The sequence below is a fragment of the Streptomyces sp. NPDC087422 genome (genome assembly GCF_044744145.1).
In the GTDB taxonomy this organism is placed as follows: domain Bacteria; phylum Actinomycetota; class Actinomycetes; order Streptomycetales; family Streptomycetaceae; genus Actinacidiphila.
Genome location: NZ_JBIUXT010000003.1, coordinates 105,473 through 130,185 on the forward strand (window position 1 = coordinate 105,473; position 24,713 = coordinate 130,185).

Annotated in this window: 8 protein-coding genes and 2 pseudogenes; 5 read left to right on the top strand and 5 right to left on the bottom strand. The window is 67.4% G+C overall.

Going from position 1 to position 24,713, the window contains the following annotated elements:
* Positions 1–85 precede the first annotated feature (85 nt).
* Positions 86–7,975: a ricin-type beta-trefoil lectin domain protein gene (locus ACIO6U_RS10230; RefSeq protein WP_401717326.1), complete on the bottom strand. Its 7,890-nt coding sequence runs from the start codon at positions 7,973–7,975 to the stop codon at positions 86–88.
* A 510-nt stretch (positions 7,976–8,485) separates the two neighbouring features.
* On the opposite strand from ACIO6U_RS10230, the gene ACIO6U_RS10235 reads away from it, so the two are divergent.
* Positions 8,486–12,457 carry a LamG domain-containing protein gene (locus tag ACIO6U_RS10235; RefSeq protein ID WP_401717329.1) on the top strand — a complete coding sequence of 1,324 codons (3,972 nt, stop codon included), beginning with the start codon at positions 8,486–8,488 and terminating at the stop codon, positions 12,455–12,457.
* Positions 12,458–13,026: 569 nt separating this feature from the next.
* On the opposite strand, the gene ACIO6U_RS10240 is transcribed toward ACIO6U_RS10235, so the two are convergent.
* Complete coding sequence (locus ACIO6U_RS10240) at positions 13,027–13,434, bottom strand: hypothetical protein (protein ID WP_401717332.1); 408 nt, start codon at positions 13,432–13,434, stop codon at positions 13,027–13,029.
* A gap of 77 nt (positions 13,435–13,511) precedes the next feature.
* The gene (locus ACIO6U_RS10245; protein ID WP_401717335.1) at positions 13,512–18,128 is read right to left on the bottom strand and encodes a DUF6531 domain-containing protein; all 4,617 of its coding nucleotides are present in this window, start codon (positions 18,126–18,128) and stop codon (positions 13,512–13,514) included.
* A gap of 584 nt (positions 18,129–18,712) precedes the next feature.
* On the opposite strand from ACIO6U_RS10245, the gene ACIO6U_RS10250 reads away from it, so the two are divergent.
* The gene (locus ACIO6U_RS10250; RefSeq protein WP_401717340.1) at positions 18,713–18,985 is read left to right on the top strand and encodes a hypothetical protein; all 273 of its coding nucleotides are present in this window, start codon (positions 18,713–18,715) and stop codon (positions 18,983–18,985) included.
* Here the strand turns inward: ACIO6U_RS10250 and ACIO6U_RS10255 are convergent.
* Together ACIO6U_RS10255 and ACIO6U_RS10260 are read right to left on the bottom strand one after the other, a co-directional pair.
* Positions 18,976–19,965: a hypothetical protein gene (locus ACIO6U_RS10255; protein ID WP_401717343.1), complete on the bottom strand. Its 990-nt coding sequence runs from the start codon at positions 19,963–19,965 to the stop codon at positions 18,976–18,978. The two genes, ACIO6U_RS10250 and ACIO6U_RS10255, sit on opposite strands and share 10 nt — an antisense overlap.
* Before the next feature lie 836 nt (positions 19,966–20,801).
* Positions 20,802–21,188, bottom strand: a complete 387-nt coding sequence (locus tag ACIO6U_RS10260; protein ID WP_401717346.1) for a winged helix-turn-helix domain-containing protein — start codon at positions 21,186–21,188, stop codon at positions 20,802–20,804.
* Positions 21,189–21,538: 350 nt separating this feature from the next.
* Between ACIO6U_RS10260 and ACIO6U_RS10265 the strand changes: the two are divergent.
* The 3 genes and pseudogenes from ACIO6U_RS10265 to ACIO6U_RS10275 form a co-directional block, all read left to right on the top strand.
* Positions 21,539–23,209: pseudogene (locus tag ACIO6U_RS10265) on the top strand (replication initiator).
* A complete protein-coding gene (locus ACIO6U_RS10270; RefSeq protein WP_391041612.1) occupies positions 23,206–23,391 on the top strand; it encodes a helix-turn-helix domain-containing protein in 186 nt (61 codons plus the stop codon). Before ACIO6U_RS10265 ends, ACIO6U_RS10270 begins: the two are co-directional and overlap by 4 nt.
* Positions 23,392–23,397: 6 nt before the next feature.
* Positions 23,398–24,696 (top strand): annotated as a pseudogene (locus ACIO6U_RS10275) (tyrosine-type recombinase/integrase); the annotation flags it as partial.
* Between the last annotated feature and the right edge of the window lie 17 nt (positions 24,697–24,713).

Here is a 24,713-nt window from a genome sequence, read left to right on the forward strand (position 1 = left end):
AGCTCCTCGAACTAGGATGGGAGCAAGCCGTACTGGAGCACCCGACTTACTTTCCTGTTTACTTTACTATTTACTCAAGGCCACATCACCATACTCCACCCGGCTCGCCCTCGACACCCGGACCGAAGGCACTGGGTGGATAATCAAGTTGACACTTTATGCAGACGCTCTTCGCAGCCGGCTCATATTCTCTTGGATCCGACCCTGTCACAGCCTTCGTTGTGTAGGCGATGCCAAGACGCACCTTCGTCCAGTCCCCGCCCAGTGCGCGGACCACATTCCCTTCTGCGCAATAGGTGGCTTCGCAGCCCAAGACATCCGGACCGGACGAGGCAACTGCCATCTCGCCAGTCTCGGTGTGATAACCCGAGACATACGATCGAGTGGCGAGTTTCGAGACGCGGTTGTCGACGGCCGCGGAACGGGCGAGATTATCACCTCGGTCGGTTCGCTCGGCCGGTGACCAGTCTGCGGGGGCTGCTTCCTTGTGCAGGTACGCGGGACGAGACTTCGCGCCGCGCGGTCCGCGTGAGGTGGTTCCCCGTGGGCTGGGCTTTTCAGTGCCCGTAGCCGGATCGCTCGGCTCGGCTACGGCCCTGTTCTGGGCGGGGTCCGCTTCCCAGTTGTCGGCGGGGGCCGGGTGGCCATCACCAGCTGCGTCCTCGAAGGCCTTCGTGCCGGCCGTGGGCGTTTTGGCCTTGCCGCCGTCGGTCTCCGCGGACTTGGCCGCGCCTGAATCCTCGCCGGAGTCCTCGCTGGTGGGGTCGCCTCCCACACCGGGGCCGCAGTCGCCCATGAGGGCGGCACATGAGGAAACGACCGCTGCGGTTCCGGCCTCAGCACAAGCTGGTCCAGCAACACCGAGAGACTCCCCGGTACAAACCCCGACAGCCGTCACTGCGACAACTGCGACCGTGGCCACGGCCACGTATGGTGCGGCCTTCTCAACGACGTGGCCCGCACAGCTCCAGAAGCTGTGGCAACCGCCACCACCGCTCTTCTTGCCAGTACTCGAAGTGCTCCCGCTGGAGGTGGTGGAGGAGGTGGAGGTGCTACCCGCGTCAGGATTGCCGGGGGGCGGGCCGCAATCGATGGCGCACGTGTTCATCGACGGGTCGTTGTACCAGTCGTCGTATCCGGTGGGGTCGGAACCACTGGCCGGGTTGTCGGCGGCGTAGGCGTAGCCGCCCATCTGGTTGGGGTCGCCCGCCTGGAAGAGCGGGTCCGCTGTCAGGAAACGGCCCTGAGCGGAGTCGTAGTTGCGGGCGCCGAGCAGGTCGAGTCCGGTGGCCGCGTCCGTGGGTTGTCCCAGGAAGCCGCGATTCTCGTCCGGAGCCACCCAGGTCGTCGGCTTGGCGCCGCGCGGATTGCCGTAGGGGTCGTAGAAACGGCGGGTGACCGCCAGTGTGGTGGCGTCGACGGCGGTGGTGGCGGTGCCCTGAACGGTGGCGACCTGGTAGGTGACCGTGCCGGTGCTGGAACGGGTGACGGTGGTGCCGTCAGGTCCGGTGATGTTGCGCAGGCCGGTCAGTGTGCTGTTGGCGACGTTCAGGGTGATCTGCTCGGTGCCACCGAAGAGGTAGAGGACCCGGGTGGTGTCGGTGCTGTCGACTGCCGCGGTCTGCTCCAGCAGGCTGCCGTCAGCGTCGTAGAGGTACTTGCTCGTGTTGGTGTGTGCTCCGCTACCGGTGGCTACGCTCGCGGTACGACCCTCGGCGTCATAGGTGAAGGTCTGCGTCTGGCCGGCGGACACGGCTCCGACCGCGGCGTTGGTCCAGGTCTGTCCACTGCTTCCGCAGGCCGCCAGCGTCAGCTGGGTGGCGTTGGTGGCACTGGCCGCCGGGTCGGTGAGGCACATCGTGGTGGCAGCTGCGCTGACAACCGTGTTGGCACTGGTGATCTTCCACTTCTGGGTGACATCTGTAGAGCAGGTGTCGATGACGATCTTTGTGCCCGACGTGGTGGCGTTACCGGTGGTGTCCAGGCACAGACCCATCACCCGGATGGTGCCGTCGGTGCCGACCGACAACTTCTGGGCGTTGGCGGTACCGCAGGTGTTGATCTGTACCTTGGCGCCGGGCGTGGTGGAGGACGCGGCGTCCTCGACGCATTTCCTGCCGCCGCCGCTCAGGGCGAATCCGCTGATCAGCGGTCCGGTCGAGGCCACCTTGCGATTGGTCGTGTCGCCCGCGTTGACACCACCGTGCGTCGGGTCGGTGTACGCGGGCGTCGAGGTCGCGGTGCCGGTGGTCGGGTTTGTCGTAGTGGTGGCGCCCGCCTGGTCGGGCAATGCCGCGCTGGTCGTGCCGTTGGCGCCGGTGTAGGAGGTGGCTTGAGTGGAGTCGCCGGCTGCGTTGCCGGTGGAGTCGTGGTCGACCATGCCCGTACGGTCGCCGAGCAGGTCGTAGCTGTAGCTCTGCCAGTACGGTGCCGGGCCGCCGACGGTCGTCGTCTTGACGGGTGTGGTGGTACTCGTCTGCACGGAAGCGGTGTTGCAGCGGCCGACGCTGCCGACCGGGGCGCTGCTCGGGTTCGTGATTCCCGCGGTGTCGGTCCAAGCAGCGGTCAGCCGCTGGAACGAGTCGTAGCTGAAGCACTGGGTGTCGTGCGTGGTGTTGTTCTGCAGGTCGTCGGCAGCGGTGAGCTGACCCGACTGGTCGTAGCGGTAGTTGACGACATCAAGGGCGGTGACTGAGGTCTGCACCATCGTTGATGTCTGTGTGGTGCGGCCGGTGGTGACGTCGTACTGGGCAAAGGTCGCCAATTCCTTGCCGGTGGGGCCGTAGTTGGTCTGCAGCACTCGCCCGAACGGGTCGTGGACCGCGGTGTCGAGGTAGGACGGCGTGTTGGAACTGCTGATGAACCCGCCGATGCCGTCGAGGTTTCCCTGCTGCGTATATCCGAAGTCGATGTCCTCGGCCGGGAGCTTGCCGTCTGCCTGGTATTTAACGGTCGACAGCAGACCGACGGTCGGCGTGTACGCGTTGGTGGTGCTGTACGTGACAGTGCCGCTCGCGGGAGGCTGGCTCTGCCCGGCGGCGGCAAACCCGTCCGCGGCGGGCACGGTCACCGTGGAACCTGACGGCTGATAGGCGGCGTTGTAGCCGGTCACAGCCTGGGTGTACGCCTTGCTCGTCGTCCCCGTGGCACCGTTGAGGTAGCGGGTAGCGGAGGTCGGGTACCCCTTGGCCAGCGTGTCGTAGACCCAGGACGCCTGTTCCTTCGTGGCGTCGGGCGTGGCCGACCAGGCGCCGCTGTACTCGGCTGTGACGCGGTTGTCCCAGTCGTAGCTGTACGACATGACCTGGCCGCGGGAATCCGTGCTTTGCAACAGATTTCCGGCGATGTCGTATTTGTCGAGACTGCTCTGCCCGACGTTGGGGTCGGTCCGGGTCGTCGGGCGGCCAAGGAAGTCATATCCGTAGGACCAGGTGTTGCCGGCGGTGTCCTTGACGGACTCGACCTGGCCGTCGGGTGTGTAGGTGTAGCGGGTGGTGGCGTCGGCAGCCCGGACGGCGTCCGCGGTTCCCTGGTGCCAGAGCGTGCCGCCTGCGCTGGAGACGACGGCCGCAGTGGAGTCGTTGCGCACCTGGAAGGTTGCGCCAGTGGTGGCGGTGAGACCGGTGGTCCACTTGGACGTGCCCGCCGTGGTGCGGACGACGAGGTTTCCGTCAGTGCCGAACTGAGCGAAGGCGCCGGGGTTGCCGCTCGTGCCGCTGGACCAGATGGTCGTCCCGGTGGCCAATGCGCTGAGGACCAGGTTTCCGTCCGCCTGCATCGTCAGCCGTACGCTGTCGGAGGTGAGCGAGGTGCCGGACGGGATGGTCTGGCCGGGGGCGAGAGTGACGGTCGCACCGGTGTTCTTCACCACGTTGCTGGTGATCTGCCCCAGCGCGTTGGTGAAGCTGGCTGTGGTGCGGCCGCCCACGGGTGCGGTGGTGTCGGTCTCGTCGGCACCGCGATAGGCGGTGGTGGTGTGCCACTGCTGGACGGCCTGGTGCCACAGCGTGCTGGTGACCGCGCGGCCTTCGCCGTCGTATTCGGTGGTGGTCTCCGAAGGGACTTCGTTCTCGTTGGCGGCCCACAGTGTGGTGCCGGGGACCGCGGTGGGTTCGGAGTACGGGGCGTACGACACCGTCGGCCAGCCGTGGGAGTCGTAGAAGGTGTCGGAGATGATCCGGCCGGAGTTGCTGTCTCCGGCAGCGGTGCTCTGCGTCTGGCGGGACTGGAGCATCCCGTCGTAGATCGCGATGGACGTTGCGTAGGTGCCGTCCTCGCGCAGCGTTTTCGTGGTCACCGTGGACGGGGCACCCGGAGAGGTGATCGTGCCCCCCGGGGCGGCCACCGCGCCCGGGTTGATCGAGTAGGCGAACGTCATGTCCGCGCTCTGTCCGCCGTCCTTGTCACGGCCTGGTAGCCAGACCGCAGTGCGTCGGCCAAGTGCGTCGTAACTGATGTCCGTGACGCGGTTGTTGGCGTCGATGTCCTCGGTCGGCACACCGCGCAGCGGATCGAGTGTGGAGACCTCCTTCCACCGTTGCGCGTTGTAGGTGGTGATGCCGACGGCGTTGGTGTTTCCGCCTGCGGAGGTCCAGGCCGGTGTGAAGTCGGTATGAGTGTCCTGGCCGGTGATGTCGAGCGCATCGACGGCGCGGCCGGCGCCGTCGTACACCGTCGCCATGTCCGTCTGCCAGTTCTCGGTACTGCCGTTGTATCCGGTGGAACTACGCACGGCCGAGATCCGGCCGACAGCCGAGGTGCCGCTCTGGTCGAGCTGACCGAAGGTCCCCAGGTTCGTCAGAGTGCCGTCGCCGTCGTAGTAGATCTTCTTGTCCGACAGCAGCGTGGACGCGTCGGCCGCGGTGCCGCACGGACCACTGACCACCGTGACCTGGTCCGGATAGGACGTCGTCGCGGTGTTGGACGCCGCGGCCGCCGCGTAGGTGGTGGTGGCGCACTTCTCCTGCGCCGGCACCGAGACATCCCCGTGGGTATCGACAGTCCACAGCCTGCCCTGGCTGTCGTTGGTGCTGTCAGTCTCGGTGTGGCGCCAGGTCCCGTCGGCCAGCAGGGCGTATCCGCTGCTGCGGACGGTCTTGGCCCGGTAGGCGATCAGGTCGGGGAGAGTGGAACGCGCCGGCTGGGACTCCCCCGGATTGGCCTCCTGGGTCCACCCGGTCCACGACGACTGCGTGACGCTCGCAGTAGTGGTGGAGGTGAAGGGACCGTTCACCGTCTCGGCGGAGATACTGCCGCCGGCGGACGTATAGGTGTCGGTCTCCAGGGCAGTGCCGGCCAGTTGGTCGGAGTCGGTGACGGTCTCCACAGAGGAAGTGCCCACCGTGGCGTTCAACGACACCGAGCGGCGAGTGCCGTCCGCCTTGTAATCGCCGTTCATCCCCTGGAAGTACGTGGTAGCCGTTCTGGTCACCGGCTCGGGTGCGACGCCGGTCTCAACAGTGACCTGGTGGAAGCCGCGGAACTGGTCCCACGTCCGATACTGGTCGTCGGTGAGTGCCGAGTCGTCGCGGTGCCAAGCAGGACCGCTGTAGCTGTACGTGGAGACCTGTGCCTCCGAGCCCGCGAGGATCTTCTGGGAGTCCGGTCGGTACTGAGCGGCGATCGTCAGGTCCGAACCCGTCACCTGGTGCACGGTGATCTTGTTGAACCAGTCCGCGATGGGCTTCGAGGCCCCTGGCACCGTCCAGTAGGCGGGGTAACAGGAGTTTGTGTTGACGTCGGCCGCGGAGATCGACAGCGTCTTGCCCGCGCATGGGTCGAGGTTGTATTCGACCGAGATCGACTCACCCGTCTCCGTCTGGATCGACGAGATGCGGGGGTGGTAGAGCGGCGGAGCTGACGGCGAGGAGTCGTTGACCCGGTTGTCGATCTCCTTGCCGGTGAAGGAGAGCTGATTCAGCGAGATGTCGCTGTTGCCGTTGCCGTAGGTGCCCTTGCCGGTGTGCCGGATGGACTGGAGCCACATCACAGCCTGCAGCGAGCCCGCGTCTGCCGGGTCGACGGTGGTCCCGGTGACCGGATCCACCGTGCCACCGGCATCGGAGTAGACCTGGCCGAGTTGGTAGCCGTCGACGGCCACAAGCTTGTCGGTGGAGCTGTCCTTGACATGGACCTTGGTGGTGATGCTGTCCAGCCGGGTGGTGGAGAAGAACGTCGGTGACGAAGTGATGCACACGTTCGTGGGGACTGTGGTGGAGCCGGTCGGCAGATGAGTGCTGTCGCTCGAGTCGCAGTGCAGGTCCCATGGCACGTCCGGCCAGTGCGGAGCGGTGGAATCATTGAGATTGCCGGCCGAGCAGTCGGTGAAAGTGGATGTCGTCTGGCAGCGCTGCCGCGCGTCGAAGTCCACCTGTGCCGCGGGGGTCCGACCGGCTCGCTCATCGGCCAGCGTGTAACCGTAGGAAATGGCGGTCAGTGAGCCGCCGCGGGTGTACGGCACCAGAGTGCCGTCCTTGTCGGGGGCTGCTTGGCCACCGCCGAGGTCGTAGTAGTTGGTTTCGGCCGAGTAGTCGTACCGCTGCACGAACCCGCTGGGCGTGACGACGAAGTCCAGGTTCCAGCGCCAGCCTTCCGGCTTGTCGCAGCGGGATGCCTTGCCCTTGGCGGAGTCGTAGCAGGGGTCGCCCGAGACGGGGTGGAGGACGGGCAGGCCCCAGGCCGAGTCGGTGGAGTCGTCGGCCGGCGTTCCGGACTGCATGGCCCCTGAGGTGCCTGCCGCGGTCGGTGAGTGGTCGGCGCCGAAGTAGGCGGCGGTGCCATCAGTCGTCAGGACGCGGAAGTAGGCGCCGTCGTTGAGCCCGTTGGCCGCCCCGGACAGTTCTTGGACGACGGTGCCGTCGTCGCCCTGCAGCTTCCATGCCTTCAGCTCGCCGGACACGCCGGGATCGAGCGAGGTGGGGACGAGCGTTCCGGAATGCGACCCGAAAGCCAGCGTTGCGTTGTCCCCCTCCCAGCAACTGTCTCCCGAGCCTTTGAGGATCTTGTTGCCGTCACTGTCCAGCAGAGAGCCGCAGCCTCGATAGGAACGCGTGACGTAGCCGGGCTGGTATCCCCAACCGTCTCCGATCGACGACGACTGAGAGTTGCGTGCGGAGGTCTCGCCGTCCTGGGACTGGGAGTCGTAGTCCAGGCCGACCGACGGCGCGTTGCCGCCGACCGCGGTGGGCACGTCGATCGGGTACGAGTAAGTGAACGATCCGGTGGCTGACGCCTGCCACGTACCGGAGGCGCTGAGTGACGTCGCCGTGTAGTCACCTTGCGAGCCGGAGCTGCCCGAGGTCACGGCGATGGCAGCGGTGGCCGTGCGCGGCGTGACGGAACCCTGCGCGGTCGCGGCGGCCGGTGCGACGGCTTTGAGGTCCAGGTCGGCGGTCAGCTGCTCCGCGCCCACTCGGTTGGTGAAGGCGAGGGACGCCTGGGCGTGGCAGGCCTGGGCCTGGGGGGTGGTCAGGGCGCATGAGGGCAGGCTGACCAGCTTGAGCCGAGAGCCGAAGCCGCCGCCGTACGCCTTGGCGAGAGCGGAGTAGTCAACGACGACCTGGAACTTGGAGGACGTGCTGCTCGTGGCGTCCCGGCTGACGCCGATCAGCATGCCGTCGGCACCGGCCCGGAGCGTGCTGTCGTGGGAGGCGACCTGGACGCGGACCGAGGGGGCGGCGCCGTTGCCCGTGGATCGTGTGCCCTTCCCCTCGGCGGTTGACGTTACCCATACCGGCAGCTTGCCGGCCTTCGTCGGCTTGCTCGCCGAACCGTTCAGGGTGACGGTGACGGCGCCCGCAGCGGGCCAAGACGGTGCCTTCGCCTGATAGTCGCGGAGCGCGTTGCGGCTCTTGACTCCCGCAGGAACCGGGGCGGTGAGCTGATGCCCGCCGACCGCCGGAGTCTCAGGCAGCGCCTTCGGATTCCAGACGGTTCCCTTGAAGTGGTACGGCCCCACACCCTCAGCGGCAGCCATCGGCACGAGGAGGACCAGCGCCCCGACAAGTGCTGTGCCGAACGTCAGCGTCCTTGTCCAGATCCGGTTCTGCACTTGCGCATGCCAACGACGTCTGCCGCTCAAACCAACCCCCCCGGGTCTCCGCCACCTAACTGGTGATCGACCGGAGGCTATTGATGGGCGAGATGCAATTCAATAGCCTGTGCCGGCGCAGAGAAAGGGCGTGCGATGAATGAATGTCCGATGCGCCCGTTCCATGGAGGGGTAAATGGGAGCAGGCGTCAGCAAATCGGACACCACATAACCTCGCGAAGCACCGAAGAAATCCGCAGATGTGGCGCACATCACAGACCTAAATGACAATTCCACCAGGGGGGACTTTACTCAATGCCGCCTGAATGCAAACGGAAAAATAGACACTCCTTTAGATTGACGCACCGTCATCTATTGGCGATAGAAACGGAATATGATGCTCCTCTCTCACTCAAGCGCCGCCGGCGTCGCGCCCCCTCGGTAACCCGTCTGACCGTGCTCGCCATCGTGGCCGGGCTTTTCGCCGTCGTGCCGGCCGGTCAGGCCTCCGCTGACACGCCCTCGGACACCGACTCGATGTCGGTCGCGCAGAACCAGGCCATCGCTACTGGGGTGTCCGTACCGGTGGACGATCTGACCACCGAGATCTCCACGGTGCAGGCCGACCCCGATGGCACCTTCACCTCCACCACCAGTCTTCTGCCGGTGCGGGTGAAGAAGTACGGCGCGTGGACGCCGGTGGACGCGAGCCTGGCCGTCAACGCCGACGGAACCCTGTCGCCTCAGGCAACGCCGAACGCCGTGCGGCTGTCGGGAGGCGGCTCGGGACCACTCGTCACCCTCACCCACGCCGACGGCACCAGCATGGCTCTGACCATGCCGTTCGCGCTGCCCACGCCGAGCATCAGCGATGACACAGCTCTGTACACATCGGTTCTGCCGGGGGTCGACCTCTCGGTGTCCGTCACCGACCAGGGCGGATTCAGCGATGTCCTGATCATTCATGACGCCGCTGCCGCAGCCGATCCCCGGTTGCACCAACTGACGCTGGCGACCGACACCCAGGGTCTGGCGCTATGGGCCAACGCGTCCGGCGGCATGGACGCCACCACCAGCGACGGCACGCTCGCCTACACCAGTCCGGGGCCGCTGATGTGGGACTCCACTCCCCTGCCCGTGCCGCTCACCGAGTTCGCCGGATCCGCCGACGCCGGAGACTCCCAGGGCAGCGGCTCAGGCATCGGCGACGCCGTCTCCTCCGCCGATGGGCCGGGTTCAGGCGCACGGGTGGAAACCGTGCCGATGGCCACCAGCGCCGACGGACTGACGCTCACTCCGGACGCGTCGGTGCTCAGCGACCCGGCCACCCGGTATCCGCTGTTCATCGACCCGTACATGAACCCCGTGACGGGCACCGCCGGCCACTACGACGAGCTCTACTCGAACAGCCAATGCTCCAACGCTCCGCAGTACGACAAGCCGCAGAGCAAGGGCGAGGGCGTGGGCTACCAGCAGGAAGGGGGCACCTGCGGCAGCGGCCTGGAACGGTCGTACTACAGCATCTCAACCGGAAACCTGCACAGTTCGTTCGTGGTGTACGACGCGAAGCTGAGCATCAGCACCACGTACGCGGCCAGTTGGGACTGTTCGCGGAACCAGCCGATCACCCTCCACACCACGAACGCCATCGACGCCAACACGGATTGGCAGAACAAGCCAGGCGCCCATGACACCGAGTTCCCCCCGGTGACCACGAGCGTGCCAAGCGGTGCGAATTCCAACAGGTCGTGCAGCAACCACACCGCCACGTTCACCGTCACCGGGCTCGCCCAGAAACTGGCCGACCACGACGGAGACGGTTACGACGGGAGCGGCGGCATCTGGAGTGAGCCCAACACCTGGACCATCGGCCTCTACGGCAACGAGTCGGAGACATCGGGCAACGTCGATTATCTGCGTATGTCGGAATCGCTCACGCTCACAACGAAGTTCGACATCCCGCCCTCCATCTCGCAGAGCAGCCTGCACACCGTCCCCGCACCGGTCCAAGCGGGAGGCTCCTGCGTGACCTCCGATGACGGCTGGATAGGCGCCACCACATACTCGGAGTCCGGCAGCAACATCCAGCTCCACTCGACCGTCACCAGCCAGATCTCCGGCGGGCACATCGCCGCTCACTACGACGTCTGGGACCGCAGCGTCTCGGACTCCAGCGGCAACGGCCTCGACAAGTCCACGCCCGACACCACGTACCTGGCATCCGGCACCGACGCCTCCGTCCCGATCGGGTTCAGACTCCTGGACGGACACGAGTACGGCTGGGACGTATACGCCAAGGACGACTCCCCCCTGCACCTGGACTCTCCCATGAGCGACCGTTGCTGGTTCAAGGCGGACTTCACTCCGCCGGACACGCCCGTCGTCGCCACCAACACGTCGTTCCCACCGGTGGGGGCGGGAGCCGCCACCCCGGTGGTCTACGCCGGCCCCGGCAAGACGACCCGCTTCACGGTGGCTGATGCCGACGGCGACCCGGCGGATGACAGCTGCACCCCGCACGCCTGCCTTTCGAGCGGCATCGACCACTTCATCTGGAAACTGGACAGCCAGCCGACCGCTCAGAACGGCATCGTCGCGGCGGTGAGCAGTACCGCCTCCGACGGCACCGCTACGAGCGCCCTCACTGTCCCGATCGTCGACTGGGGTGTGCACACGCTGTACGTCGCCGGCGTCGACGCGGCCGGCAACATCTCCACCTCGCCTTCCAGCTATACGTATACCGTCCCATGGAACCCCGCCACCAAGATCACCCCCGGTGACATCTCGGGTGACGGAGTGCCCGACTTGCTCGCCACGACAAAGACCGGCGACCTGGACCTCATTCCGGGCGACACCGATCCGGCCCTGACCGCCGCACCGGCCCAGTCCGGCCCGGTCAGTGGCACACCGCCCGCCGTCACCGGCCCCGTCACCGTCTCGACCAAGGCCGACTCCCCCGACGGCAGCGGCTGGAACAACTACCTGATCGCCCACCGCGGCAACCTGCACGGCGCGGACGTCGACGACCTGTTCGCCTACAACAAGACCGGCGCGGACAAACAGCTCTATGTCATCAAGAACGACCTGGACCCGGGCAGCGACACAGCCTTCCCTCCCGTCGCCTGGTCCACCGTCGGAGGCTTCGTCGGACGACGCTTCGACGCCGTTCCCAAGGACCCCTGTGAAACCGCCCAGTTCGAGCCCGACGACTCGCGCTGCCGGAGCACCGACTACAACAGCACGGCCTGGGACATCACCCAACTCATCACGCCGGGAAACGTCTACGGCAACACCAGCGGCTACCCAGCCGTCATCACCGTGGAGCACAAGGAACTGTGGCTCTACCAGTCGGACGGCGGGTACCACCTGAAGAACCCGATCCTGCTCGGCGACGGCGACTGGACCGGCCAGACCCTCATCGCCCCCGGCACTGTCAAGGGCAATCCGGTGATGTGGTCGCGTGACAACGCGACCGGCGCGCTCTACAGCTACCCCCTGACCGTGGACCAGGGCACCGGCTTGCCGCCCCTGCTGCACCCGGACAGCCACGGCACGCTCCCACTGACGCTGCCGCCGGCGACCTATCCGATCGTGGCCTCTCCCGGCGATGTCAACAGCCCCGACGGCGCGGCGGACGGGGTGCCCGACCTCTACGCGGCCGACACCCACGGCCAGCTGATCGAGTATCCGTACATCCAGAGCGGGCAGATGATCTTTCCCCCGATCTACATCTTCGACACCCCCCGGTCCCTCGGTACGGTGACCGATACCGCCAACCACAAGTGGAGCCTCGCCGAGGGCAGCGGAGCCACCGCATCCGACACCGCCAGCGGTCTCAACGCCACTCTGAGCGGTGCCTATACGTGGGCGACCGACGGCACTCGCGGCAAGGTGATCAGCCTCAGCGGCACGACCGGCTACGGGTCGGTCGGCGGACCCGCCGTCGACAACTCGAAGAGCTTCACCGTCTCGGCATGGGCCAAACTCTCCTCTCTGACAGCCAATTCGACCATCGTCTCCCAGTCCGACACCGCCGGGAACGCCAACGGATTCCAGCTCTACTACTCCTCGGGGGCACAGGCCTGGGCCTTCGGCCGCCATAACGACGACACCACCAGTGCCGACTACAGCACCGCGTACGGCACTCGCGCCGCCGCCGGGCAATGGACCCATCTGGTGGGCGTCTACGACGCGGCCGGCAAGCAGCTCAGCCTCTACGTCAACGGACGCCTCGCCGCCACCAAGGCGTACGGCGGCACCGTCTGGAACGCGGTCGGCCCGCTCCAGATCGGCCGACGCCTCTACCAAGGCGCCTACGGCGAATACGCCAACGCACAGATAAGCAACGTCCGCACCTACCCCAGCGCCCTGCCTCCGGCGGACGCAGCCGCAGGAGGTGACGCCCCCGCAGCCGTCCAGCTCGACTGACCCACCGGTCGACGGTGACGCGATGAGCCCGCGGATCGGTGCCGACAGAGGTCGTCGGCGCCGACCCGCGGGCCGGCGCCGCGCACCACATCGCGCCAGACGCACAGGTACGGCTCGGCCAACCACGGTCAGGCTCCGCACACCCGACAAGCAACCGCCCGCCCGCCGATAGGTCGCGACCTGCAGCTTCACCGACCGCGCGCCCCTGCGATTCCCAAGCTCAGAGCGCGGGTTCGATTCCCGTCATCCGCTCCATTAATAAAGCCCCGGGTTTACCGCCCGGGGCTTTTTCTCGTTGTCCTTCATTCCACGTCCGACCCCGGACCGCGTAGCGCGCCCTGATGAACAAGCCGCTGTTCCAGGCCGCCCATTGCATGTGCGATTCCCTCGATGAGGTCGGTGGCCTCCCACATGGGCCGACCATCGCTCACTCCGAATGCCAGCAACGCCTCGTGAGCGCGCTCGACCGCGACGCGCTCCGTCGTCGGCCACTGCGTCAATTGCGCCCCAGAAGCGTGTCCGGAGGCGACGTCATGGCGGGGGGCGCCGAAGTGATCCGCAGGGTGTTTTCAGTGGGGGGGCGGCCAGGTGAGGGTGTAGCCGGTGGCGCGGTCGAAGGTCACTTCGACGGCCGGGGGCGGAAAGCCGAATTCGCGGGCGCTCCATTCGGCGACGGCCGCGGCGGCGGCCTCCGGCTGGTAGTCGGTCGGCATGTAGTCGAGCGTGTTGACCTCGATGACGACGAGGTCGCTCTGGTGCGAGCCCTCGATTTGCGCGGCCACCTGACGGAGGCCGAACTCAAGCTGGGTCACGTCCTCTTCGGTGGCTGCGTCGTCGAGGACGTGCAGCCACACGTGATCGGTGACCCGGCGTGCGCCGTCGGGCGGCGTCGGCGGCGTCGAGACGGCGGCGGAGAGTTCGGCGTACAGCGCCCAGGGACCGAGGATCTTGCGGTAGACGAAGGGGCTGGGACTCAACGGAACTCCAGGCTTGTCGGATGTGCTGGTCATGACTGGTCACACGGCTGGTCGCAGCTCGTCAAGGCGGTCGGCCCCTAGTCGAATGTGAGGTGGCCGAAGACGGATTTGTCGAAGAAGTGCTCGGGGCCCATGCCGGTCGGCCGGGTGATGTACTCCAGCCCGTGGTCCGTTTTCCCGGTGTCGGACATCAGGCTGTAGCGGTCGAGGAACGCCTGCGCCTCGTCGTCGGTCATCTGTGAGATGTCGACCTTCTTGAGCTTGGCGAAGTCCTTCTCGTGGATGGTAAACCGCATGAGTTCGAGATCGGCGTTCTCCGACCTCCGGAGTTTGAGGGCCAGGTACTTCTCCGCTTCGGCACGCGACCCCCAGGAGTAGACGCCCGGACCGAAGTGAGCGCGATGCATTTCCAGCGGCCAGGGCTCACCCGTGCCGCGCAGCCGCGCCGCGTCGTCGAGTCCCTGGACGGAGAAGAACTCCAGGCATTTCAGCCCCAGGGGATCGCACCATGACAGGGGATTCGGCACGTACGCGTAATGGTTGGGTCCGGGATCGAGCCCGAGCGGATCCGGGCTGAAGTAACCGCCGACTTCCGGGTCGTAGTAGCGGAAGACGTTGTAATGGAGGCCCGTCTCCGCATCGAAGTACTGGCCGGGGAAGCGCAACGGGCACTGGACACCGTCGGCGGCGTCGGGCGGGCGGACGCCGTAGAGCGTGCCGCGGGCCCGCCAGACCACATCGCCGTCCGGGTCGACCAATTCGGTCGGTGAACCGACCAGATCGGTGACGATCGCGTAGAAACGTGCGTCGATGTCGCTCTGCGGCGAGTCGGCGGTCAGAACCCGCTCGGTCTGGCAGACCGGTTGATGACTGCCGGGCAGGGCGTCCCAGGTCGTGACGGCGACCGTGCCGTCGCCAGAGCCGGAGCCAGAGCCAGAGCCGGAGCCGGAGCCGGAGCCGGTGGAGACGATCTGCTCGGCCAGCTGCATACCGTCCCAGACGAAGTCAGTCCTGCTGACGACCGTGCCGTCCTCGCCGATCCCGAGCTTCGCCGTACGGCGCCCCAGGGGGTCGTACAGATACCTCCAGCGGATCCCGTCGGGCGTGCGCACCTCGACGAGCCGGTCCTCGGCGTTCCAGAGGAACCGCCAGGCGGTCGTGGTCCCCGAGAGCGTCCTGCGCACGCGGCGGATCACCCGGCCCTGCGCGTCGTGCGCGTACGAGGTCCGGCCCGCGCGCCTGATCAGCGTGCCGTCGTACACACGGTCGCCGGTCACGGCGGAGGCTTCCGCGGCACCGTTCGGGCTGCTGTCCCCGAGCCGCCCGGTGTCCCACTGACCGACCACGACGTTGCCCAGCGCGTCGTACGCGTATCGCTCGGTCCAGCTCTCGGCGGACACCGCGGTGACCCGGCCCATCGCGTCGAGGGTGAATCCGCGTCCGCCCGCCGCGTCCGTGACGCGGATGACGTGGTCGTCCGCCCCGTATGCGTACGTACGCCGGGCGGCCGGCGTCCCCGGCCCGTCCGACGAGCCCCCGCGGCTCACAGTCAGGGAGGCGAGGCGACGGTTGCTGTCCCACTCCTGCCGGATCCTCACCAGGCCGCCGTCGAGGACCCGTTCGGTCTCCAGGCCGCCCACGTCATATCCGAACGTTATGTGCCGGCCGGAGGCGCGCAGGGCCGTGGGACGCATCCCCGTGTCCCACTCCCAGGTGCTCACCGCACCGCTCGGGGTGCGGCGCTCGGTCCGACGGCCGAGCCGGTCGTACGTGTTGGTCAGCGTGCGGCCGTTGACGGTCTGCCGAACCGCCCGTCCAAGGGCGTCGTGTTCGAGCAGCAGTTCCGTGTCCGCGTTGACGGCGCGAGTGAGCCGGTCGGTCGGGTCGTACTCCATGTACGTGGCGCTGTCGCCGTCGTGCCACTCGACGGCGCGTCCGGCGGCATCCCTGACGTAACGCGTAGCCTCACCGGCGCCGTTGATCCGCTCGACGAGCTGGCCCGCGGCATCGTGGACGTACCGGACCGTCCGGCCGTTGAAGTCCGTTTCGCCGCGGAGTACACCGCGCGGATCGTAGTCGTAGGTCCACTGCCGGCCGGTGGCGTTTGTGACCGAGGTCAGCCGCAGTTCGGTGTCGTAGGCGAACCGCAGGGTCGTGCCGTCGGCGAGGGTCTTCGTCATCAGACGGTCGAAGGACCCGACGTCGAAGCGCGTCACAGTCCCCTGCGGATCGGTGTGCCGGACGAGATTGCCGTCGGCGTCGTGAATCCACTCTTCCGTCGTCCCGTCGGGACGCGTCCGGCCGCGAAGCTTGCCTTCCGGCGTCCAGTTGAGCGTCGATTCCGCGCCGAGGGCGTCGACGATCCCGATGATCCGGCCGAACGCGTCGTAGCTGTAGCCCGTCACCGCGCCGTCGACGTCGGTGGTGGCCGTCGGCAGGCCCGCGCCGTTCGGCGTCATCTCGCGAACGCCCCCCAGGGCGTCGGTGATCCGGACGAGCCGACCGCGCGTGTCGTAGTCGCGTCCGGTGACAGCGCCCAGCGGGTCGACCGTACGGATCAGATTGCCGCGCTCGTCGTATTCGTGGCGCCACTCGGCGCCGTCCGGCAGCGTGACCGTCTCCGGCAGCCCCAGCGGGCTGTACGTGACCCTGGTCACGGCGCCGTCGGGCCGGGTGAAGCGGGTCAGGCGGCCGGCCTCGTCGTGGGCGTAGCCGGTGCTGCGGCCCAGGGCGTCGGTGCGGGACAGCAGATTGTCCCGGCGGTCCCATGTCCGGACGGTGGCGTTGCCGAGGGGATCGGTCGTACGGACGAGCTGGCCCAGCTCGTTGAACTCGTACGTCGTGGTGTGCCCGAGCGAATCGGTGACGCGTGTGGTGCGGTTCGCGGTGTCGTAGGCGTAGTCGTAGGCGAGGACGTTTTCCGAGCCGGCCGTACGGACACAGCGGCCTTCCGTGTCGTACTCGTACCGGTACCGCGTGCCGCCGCGGTCCTCCCAGCCGGTGACACGATGATGGTCGTCGTAGCTCAGGCGGAACGGCAGAGTGGAGGAGTCGATGATCTCGGTGAGGTCGCCACGCTCGTCGTATCCATAGCGGAGCACAACCGGCCGGTCGGCGTCGCTCAGCAGCCTGAGCTCGGTTATTCGCCGGTCCTGCGTCGTCAGACCGACGCGATAGCCAGCGCTGTGCCGGATCTCGTGGGGGACGCCTTCCGCCGTGTGGAGGACATCGATGACGTTCCCATTGCGGTCCGCGACGGACGTGAGCGCGAGTTCCGCCGGGGGGCCGCCCGGCAGCGCCCGGAAGCCAAGGATCTGGCCCTGACCCGGGCGCGTGATGCGCATCTCCCCGCCCGGAACACCGTCCCAACGCAGAGGCCAGCGAGGCCCCTCGGCCGGGAAGACGTCCCAATCCGGGTTCGGAATCGGGTAATAGAGGACCATTCCGTCCTCGGATGTGTACTGCGCTCCCTGATCGTCCAGGACGAGACGCTGATCCAGGCCGGAAGCCCACGACGTGCCGAACCACCGGCCCGCACGATAGGACGACACATGGTGCCGTTCCAGCACCAGCGGAAGAACTCCGGGCAACTGCATGTCCACCGCGGACATGACCATTTCGCCGGTCGCGATGTCGATCGGATCGCCGCACCTGAAGCGCCTGAACATGCGGACTGCGGTCTCGCGCATGTCCCGCAGGGCGGCGCCGCCCTTGCGGACGCTGTTCGCGATGTTCTCCAGGGCCTTGCCGGATTTGAGGAGGGCGGGGAGTTCGCGGGCCATCTTCAACAGGCCGCCGGCGGTGGTGAGGCCCTTGAACATCGGGATGCAGTCCAGCGCCGCGAACAGCACGTCCCACAGGCTGGCTTTGCCTTGTAGGTATTTCATGACGGTGTCGGCCAGGACCAGGACGGCGGCGGCCAGCACCAGCCACGCCAGGGGGCCGCCGATGATCAGGACGACGATGCCCAGGACCGCGACGATCACCTTGCAGACCGCGATGATGTCGTCCCAGTGGTCCGCGACCCAGTCGACCGCCTTCTCCCACCAGTGCTTGTTCCTGATCCCCGCATCCGACGCCTCATGCAGCGCGTGCTGGGCCGTCGAGGCCGCGTCGTCCCTGAGCTGGGCCGCGTCGGCGGCCAGTTGCTTGGCCGCGTCGAGCTTGGCCTGCGCGCTGTGGACGGCGGTGGAGGCGGTGGTGTGGGCGCTGTTAGCGTCCGTGGCATTACGGGCCGCCGCCCGCACCTCCTCCGCCGACGGCGGCGGCACGTCCGGCTTCGGGTCCTCCTGGTACGACTTCGACTTGTCCTGCGCCCGCTTCACCCACGCATCAGCGTTCGTCAACTGGCTTTGCGCGGTGTCCAGTTCCTGGCGGGCGGTGCGCCCCTGCGCCAGCGCCCGGTCCGCGTCACCCTGCGCGGTCTCCAGCTTCGGCCAGTAGTCGTCCAGGGCCCCGGACGCGAGGCGGTAGGACCGCTCCAGCTTGTCCAGCTCACCGGGAAGATCCCCGAACTGCTGCCGGTACGCGTCACCCGAAAGCCCCGCCCACTCCTGCACCACGGAGTCACCGCTCAGACCCCGCACCGACCGCAGCGCCGAGGCGACATCATCGGCGAAATCCCCCCGCTTCCGCGCGAGTTCCTTCACCTCGAACGGATCACCCGGCACCGGATCCCGGTCCAGATCCAGCACATCCCAATCCGTCGGACGCCCCGTCACCCCGCCAGCACCCCCATCAGCCTCGGCGAACAGCCATTGTTCCACCCGCTGTCTGTGACAGCAGAGGTACGTGAGAAACCCGCCTACGATCTGGTCCCATGCGGACCGGACCCGCAACATCTCAACCGTTCTCGCGAACAGCGATCGCCACACATCCCCTTCGCACCGAACTGGGCCATGTCCGAGATCGCTCCCTCAGAGCGCGGGTCGATTCCCGTCATCCGCTCCATTGATAGGGCCCCAGGTCCGAATTCTGGCACGATGGGTCGGAAGCGGTCTTGTTGGAGAAGCCGGATGATCTCGGTCGCGGTGCCAGCGGCATCGAAATCTTCAAGGCTTCTCCGGCCAGCCTGTACGATCCGTTCTTCTGTAGAAGTCCTGACATTAAGAAGGGTGCTGGGCGAAGCCCATGGAGCTTGCCCATGCAGCCATTGGACGAGTCGGGTAAGGCGTGCGGACCTCAGCGCTCCCGCTCGAGGTGACCCACCGCTCAAACTGCTCACCGACTCTCTGAGGATGAGATCGAGAGCGTTGGCCAGTCGGTGAAGGGGGAGGTCGTGCTCGCTCAACATCAGATGAAGCGCAGCATCGGGATCGACGGTACCCGTGACACCGCCGATCCGAGGAATCGGCAACTCCGCCACGGTGCCGATCTCGATTTCGTCGCCGCCTCCGTCGAGCACCAGGTCAACGCGGGAGGCTCGCTTGGGGTCATCGATTGGAACGGCAGCATAGTCTTCGATCCCGCTCTTCGAGAGCGCCAAACGGGACGTTCTCCAATCGACCACGCAGCGGCCGACTTCAAATCGGCGAGTTGCCCCTACCGGTGAGCCAAAACCAGCTCATCAATGGTAATACCGATGGCGGTCGAAATACTCATCATGACAGCTCGCGCGCCCGCCTCCACGCTTTTCGTCCCGGTGACGGTGTCTTCAATGATCTCCGGAACCCCGCCGAAGGAGTTCGCGGAAATGGCCGGGTGCAGCCACTTCATCCATTCTTTGACGGATTCAACTCCATATCGAATACGCGCCGCCGAGACGTCTTCCGAAGATGCCATGGACAGAATCCTCAACGCCGCCGCGAGGCGCTCCTCCGGGTAATTATGCCCGTCAAGTACCCGGTCGATCTGCGAAATGGAGGAAACCTCGGCTGATGAAGCCACGAATCCCTCTCGACTTCTCAGATCCGGCCAGCTCTCCCGGCTCGGATCGATGACGACCGTCACGTCCGTTGCCGCGTCCCACGCGTCGGTACCGACCGACACCAGGGTCGAGGACCCCGAGCTCACGGCCGGCCATGCGAAAAACGGCTGTTCCGAGCTCTCTCTGAACGTCAGATATCCGGTAGCGAGGAGCAGCCGACCGGTGAAGACCGGTCGGGGTGCGACTGGTGAAGTCCCACGCCACACTCCTACCCTCACCGGTGCGATCTGAGCACGAGTAGCGACCATGACATGCCTTTGATCACTCACCGGAGGAGAGTCCACCAATAGGTCGAACTCCGGATCCTCGCCTGACCCAATCACCAGAAGGCCGTGATTCAGGACCACCTCGATTTCTCCGATTTTCATATTCTTCTCCCAGTCAATTCCTTCGCCTATCCACCCGAAACGTGTGAACGCGCAAGCTCCATCAACTCTTCGTAGTTTCCCCTTGGGTTCGTAGATCTGGTGGTTTCTTCCGATGCGAGCCAGAACTTGCACCGCCCTGCTCTGGATTCCGCTGCACACAGAGCAATGACTGAAAACGCGGTAGCTGAAGCCGACGGGACTGACACTGACAGGCGGCTGGTGATCGCCGATCTTCACCGGACCGGCACCGGGCTACGTATCACCGCAGGTGTGGCAGACATCATCTTGAACTGCGTCTCGAATTTCTTGGGGCAAGGGGTCCGGTTCCGTCGTAGAAATTCCTTCGCCGCTCGCATGGGGTCCGACGGAAAGGGTATCCAATTGTTCCTGAGTGATCTCTACGTCGCAGTTGTGGACCAGGACCGGTGTGGCCCCCGCCAGCACATAGTACGAGTGCTATGCGACCCCTCTCTACCTGCGTTTTCGCAGGTAGAGCGACTTTCGGTGTCTCGCTGGGGTACGGGGTCGGCCGGGGTTGTTCGTGGTTGTTGCCGTCACTCCTGCCGTCGGCGGTGTAGACCAGTCACGTGATCCGGGGGCCTCGGCGGCTTGGCCGTCGAGGCCCCCGTTGGGCGAACGGCTTGCCTCGCGCCCCGATGGTCGGGCAACCCGGGGCGGAGGGGTCGGGCGACGGCGGGTTGTCGGGAGCTTCGCTCCCCGCTGGAGGCAGCCTCGGCCACCGCCCTCGGTGACCGCGGCGACGGACGTGAGGGTCGGCCCCCTGGCTGGCCCTCTGTCTGCGGTCCGGCCGTAGGACGGTCGCAGGCGACAACTTGCTCCGCCACGGGGCAAGGAGTCCTTACGCCACAACTTGCTGCCTGCGGGCATCGGTCGGGACCGCACCCTCGGCGCGGCCCGGTCTCCGCCGACACCCCGCGTCGGGCGTCGGGTGCTTGCCCAGTGACGAGTCGGTCGGCGACGGTCGGCGAGCTCCGGCGGACAGGGCCCGCCTTGAACCTCGTAGAGAAAATCTGGACGCACCCCGGCCCCTGGCACGTCCTGCGGCCGACAGATCAGCAGCCTCGCTCGGTGCCGCCCGCTTCAAGGGCTTCGACGCGGGCACGCAGGGCGGTGAGCTGATCAATCGTCTCGGCCAGTGCCAGCTCCAGTGCCTCGACGCGCGCCGCCGTCCCGCCGACGGGCGTGCTCCCCGCCTCCCCGTCACCTGAGTCGCCGTCGATGCCGTCGTCGGGGTGGGCGACGAAGGCTCCCTTGCCAGGGCGGGAGATCGCGTAGCCGTCCTGCTTCAGCAGGGCCATGGCCTTCTGCACGGACAGGCTGGAGGCCCCGTACTCCGCCATCAACACGGCCTGCGTCGGCAGCGCGTCCCCGGGCTTCAGCTCCCCGGAGCGGATCCGCTCCCGCAGGGCCTCGGTGATGACCTCGAACGTCAGCAACACCGTGCCGCCAGCCGGTCTACGCCCGCGCCGCCCCACTGTCACCGCAGGTCACCCGCCCCCTCTGCGCCACTACCACCGAAATCCGGCCCGTCCAAAACGGAAGACCGGGGCCACAGTACCCGCGTCCCCACCGACCACCGAAACAGATGAGGAGGGATGTACTTGAATGCGCGCTTGAAGCGATGCTACCTTCACGCACCGCCGCAGAACAGCACCGCTGACCAGGCCAGACGTCCCCGGCCCACCATCCGCGCCCGCCATACGCGCACCGCACCCACGTGCGCCGACCACCCGGGTCGCCCCTCAATCGCCTCTCCTCTTCTCCCGACTCCTGCCGGAGGTCTGTCCCCATGCCCGCACAGCTCCAACTCCCCACCCCCGCAACCACCTTCACTCCCGCCAGCACGGCGTTCGCCGCACCGGCGCGCACCACCAGCCCCGACACGTCAGCGAACAGGAACTCGGCGCTGGAACGCCGGGCGCGGCTGACCGCCAGGCTGGCCAAGCTCGCCGCCGCCGGACACCTCGCACCCCTGGCCCGGCAGATCGGCTCGCTGGGCGGCTGCGCCCGCCCGATCCGGATGACCGGGCACCGCACCCGTCTGGACGCCGCCACCGGCCAGATCCTCGACCACCTCGACACTCGCCGCCTCCCAGCCGGGGAACTCCTGCTGCGCTGCGGCAACCGCCGCGCCACCCGCTGCCCCTCCTGTTCGCACGTCTACCGCTACGACACCTACCAGCTCATCGCCGCCGGACTACGCGGCGGCAAGGCCGTCCCGGCCACCGTCTCCACCCACCCACGCGTCTTCGCCACCCTCACCGCCCCCGGCTTCGGCCCCGTCCACAACCAACCCGGCGCGTCCCCGTGCACCTGCGGCACCCGGCACACCGACGGCGACCCGCTGCTCGGCACGCCGCTAGACCCGCAGCGGTACGACTACACCGGGGCGGTGCTGTGGAACGCCCACGCCCCCGCCCTGTGGGCCCGCTTCACCACCCACCTCCGGCGCGAGATCGCCCACGCCGCCGGACTCACCCAGCGCACCCTGCGCCACCACGCGACCCTGTCCTACGCCAAGGTCGCCGAGTACCAGAAGCGCGGCCAGATCCACTTCCACACCGTCATCCGCATCGACGGACCCACCGGCCCCACCAGCACCCCACCCGCCTGGGCCACCACCGGGCTCCTCGACCACGCCGTCCGCGCCGCCGCAAAGCGCAGCCGCGTTCAGCCTCAACGGCCCTCCCAGGCAGGGAGGGCCGACCTGGCACAGGGTTCGGAGCCTTCGGTGTTCCGATTCGGGCAGCAGATCGACGTCCGGGCGATCCGCAGTACCGACTTCACCGGCGACGGAACCCCCACCGACCGGCACGTCGCCGCCTATATCGCCAAGTACGCCACCAAGGGAGCCGAGACCACCACCGGCACCCTCGACCGCTAACTGCGGTTCCTGGCCGAACTCGCCCAGCACGACCTCACCGACCATGCGCGCCGCATGATCCACACCGCCTGGCACCTCGGAGCCCAGCTCCGGCATGCCTACCTGCGCCTGCGGCAGTGGGCCCACATGCTCGGATTCCGAGGCCACTTCTCCACCCGCACCCGCCACTACTCCACCACTCTCACCCAGCTCCGAGCCGATCGCAGCGCCTGGCGCACCCGCCAAAACGATGCCCAGGAGCGGGCAGGTGAGGGCGGGCCGGTCACTGACCAGCGCAGTGACCGCGCTTACCTGACCGCCGGTCACACCGACCCCGACGCCGGTCACCCCAGCGGTCACCACGCGCAGAGCGGGCGACGCGCCGGCACGGACACCACCCTGGTGATCTCGCACTGGCAGTACACCGGCAGCGGCCTCCTGCCCGAACTCGCCCACCTCGCCGACCTCCTGGGCGCTGCCCCGAAGCCCCTACCTGAGCAAGCTGCCCGCCCCCGGCAGGCGCGACGCCCCGGTGACCGGGCCGGTCACTCCGGCGCCCCGCTGACCGCCCCTGTCCGGAGTGCGGTGACCGGGTGACCGCCGACGCCGAGCTCCTCACCGTGCCCGAGGTCATGGCGCGCCTGAAGATCAGCCGCTCCACCGTCTACGACCTCATCCGCACCCGCCAGCTCGCCTCCCTCACCATCGGCCGCGCCCGCCGCATCCCCACCCACGCCCTTGACGCCCTCGTCCACCACCAACTCGAACAGGCAGCCTGATGACCAACCCCAACACCAACACCACCTCCACCAGCAGCACCTAACGGCGACGGCACCGTCTACCAGCGCAAGGACGGCCGCTGGGAAGCCGCCGGATACGTCCTCGCCGCAGGCGACACCCGCAAGCGCATCCACGTCTACGGGAGCACGAGGAAGGAGGCGCTGGCTCTGCTGACGGAGAAGGTCGCCACCAGCAACCGCGGCATCGCCGCCCCCTCGGCGCAGGGCAGCGTAGGGGCGTTCCTCACCTACTGGCTGGAGACCGTCGCGGTCCACCGGCTCCGGGAGAACACCCACACCCGCTACACCGCCTGCGTGCGCCTGTACGTCATCCCCGGTCTCGGCAGGAGGAAGCTCGCCAAGCTCACCGCCAAGGACGTCCGCACCTGGCTCGACCACCTCCGCACCACCTGCAAGTGCTGCACACGCGGCCTGGACACCGCCCGCGACCAGCCCCAGTGCTGCGCGGCCGGGACCTGCTGCCGCAAGCGGCTCTCCCCGCTGACGCTGGCCTACGTGCACTCCGTGCTCAAGTCCGCCCTGGAGCACGCCGTCCGCGAAGAGGAGATCCCCCGCAACGTCGCCCGCAACGTCCGCATGGGCACACCCCGACCCCGCCGCTTCGAACCCCTCACCACAGAGGAAGCCCGAGCGTTCCTCGCCGCCGTCGACGGACGCCGACTCAGCGCACTGTTCGAACTCGCCCTGCACACCGGACTGCGCAAGGGCGAACTCCTCGGCCTGCGCTGGGAAGACCTCGACCTTGCTGGCGGAACCGCCAGCATCCGCCGCACCTTGCAGCGCACCAACTCCGGCGGCCTGACCGCACTGCCGACCAAGACCCAGAGCTCGGAACGGCGCATCGCCCTACCCACCGAATGCCTGCACTCCCTCGAACAGCACCGCGACCGGCAGCGCCAGGAGCGCGAAGCGGCAGGGGCGGGCTGGAAGGCGAGCGGCTACGTCTTCACCCGGCCCGACGGCAGCCCGATCGAGGGCACCACCCTCACCCGCCACTTCAACGCCCTCCTTCGCCGAGCCGCCCTGCGACGCATCAGGTTCCACGACCTCCGACACTCAGCAGCCACCCTCCTCCTGGAGCAGGGCGTCGAACTCGTCGTGATCAAGGAGCTCCTCGGTCATGCCCACATCGGGGTGACCGCCACGGTATACGCCCACGTCCGGCTCCGCCTCCAGCGCGACGCCATCGACCTCCTCGGCAACGCCCTCCGCCACCCCGCCCAGCCCGCCGCTGGATGCGACGACAGCGACGAACCACCCACTTGTGCAGCACCCGTCCGCTGACGTTGCCGTCAACTACT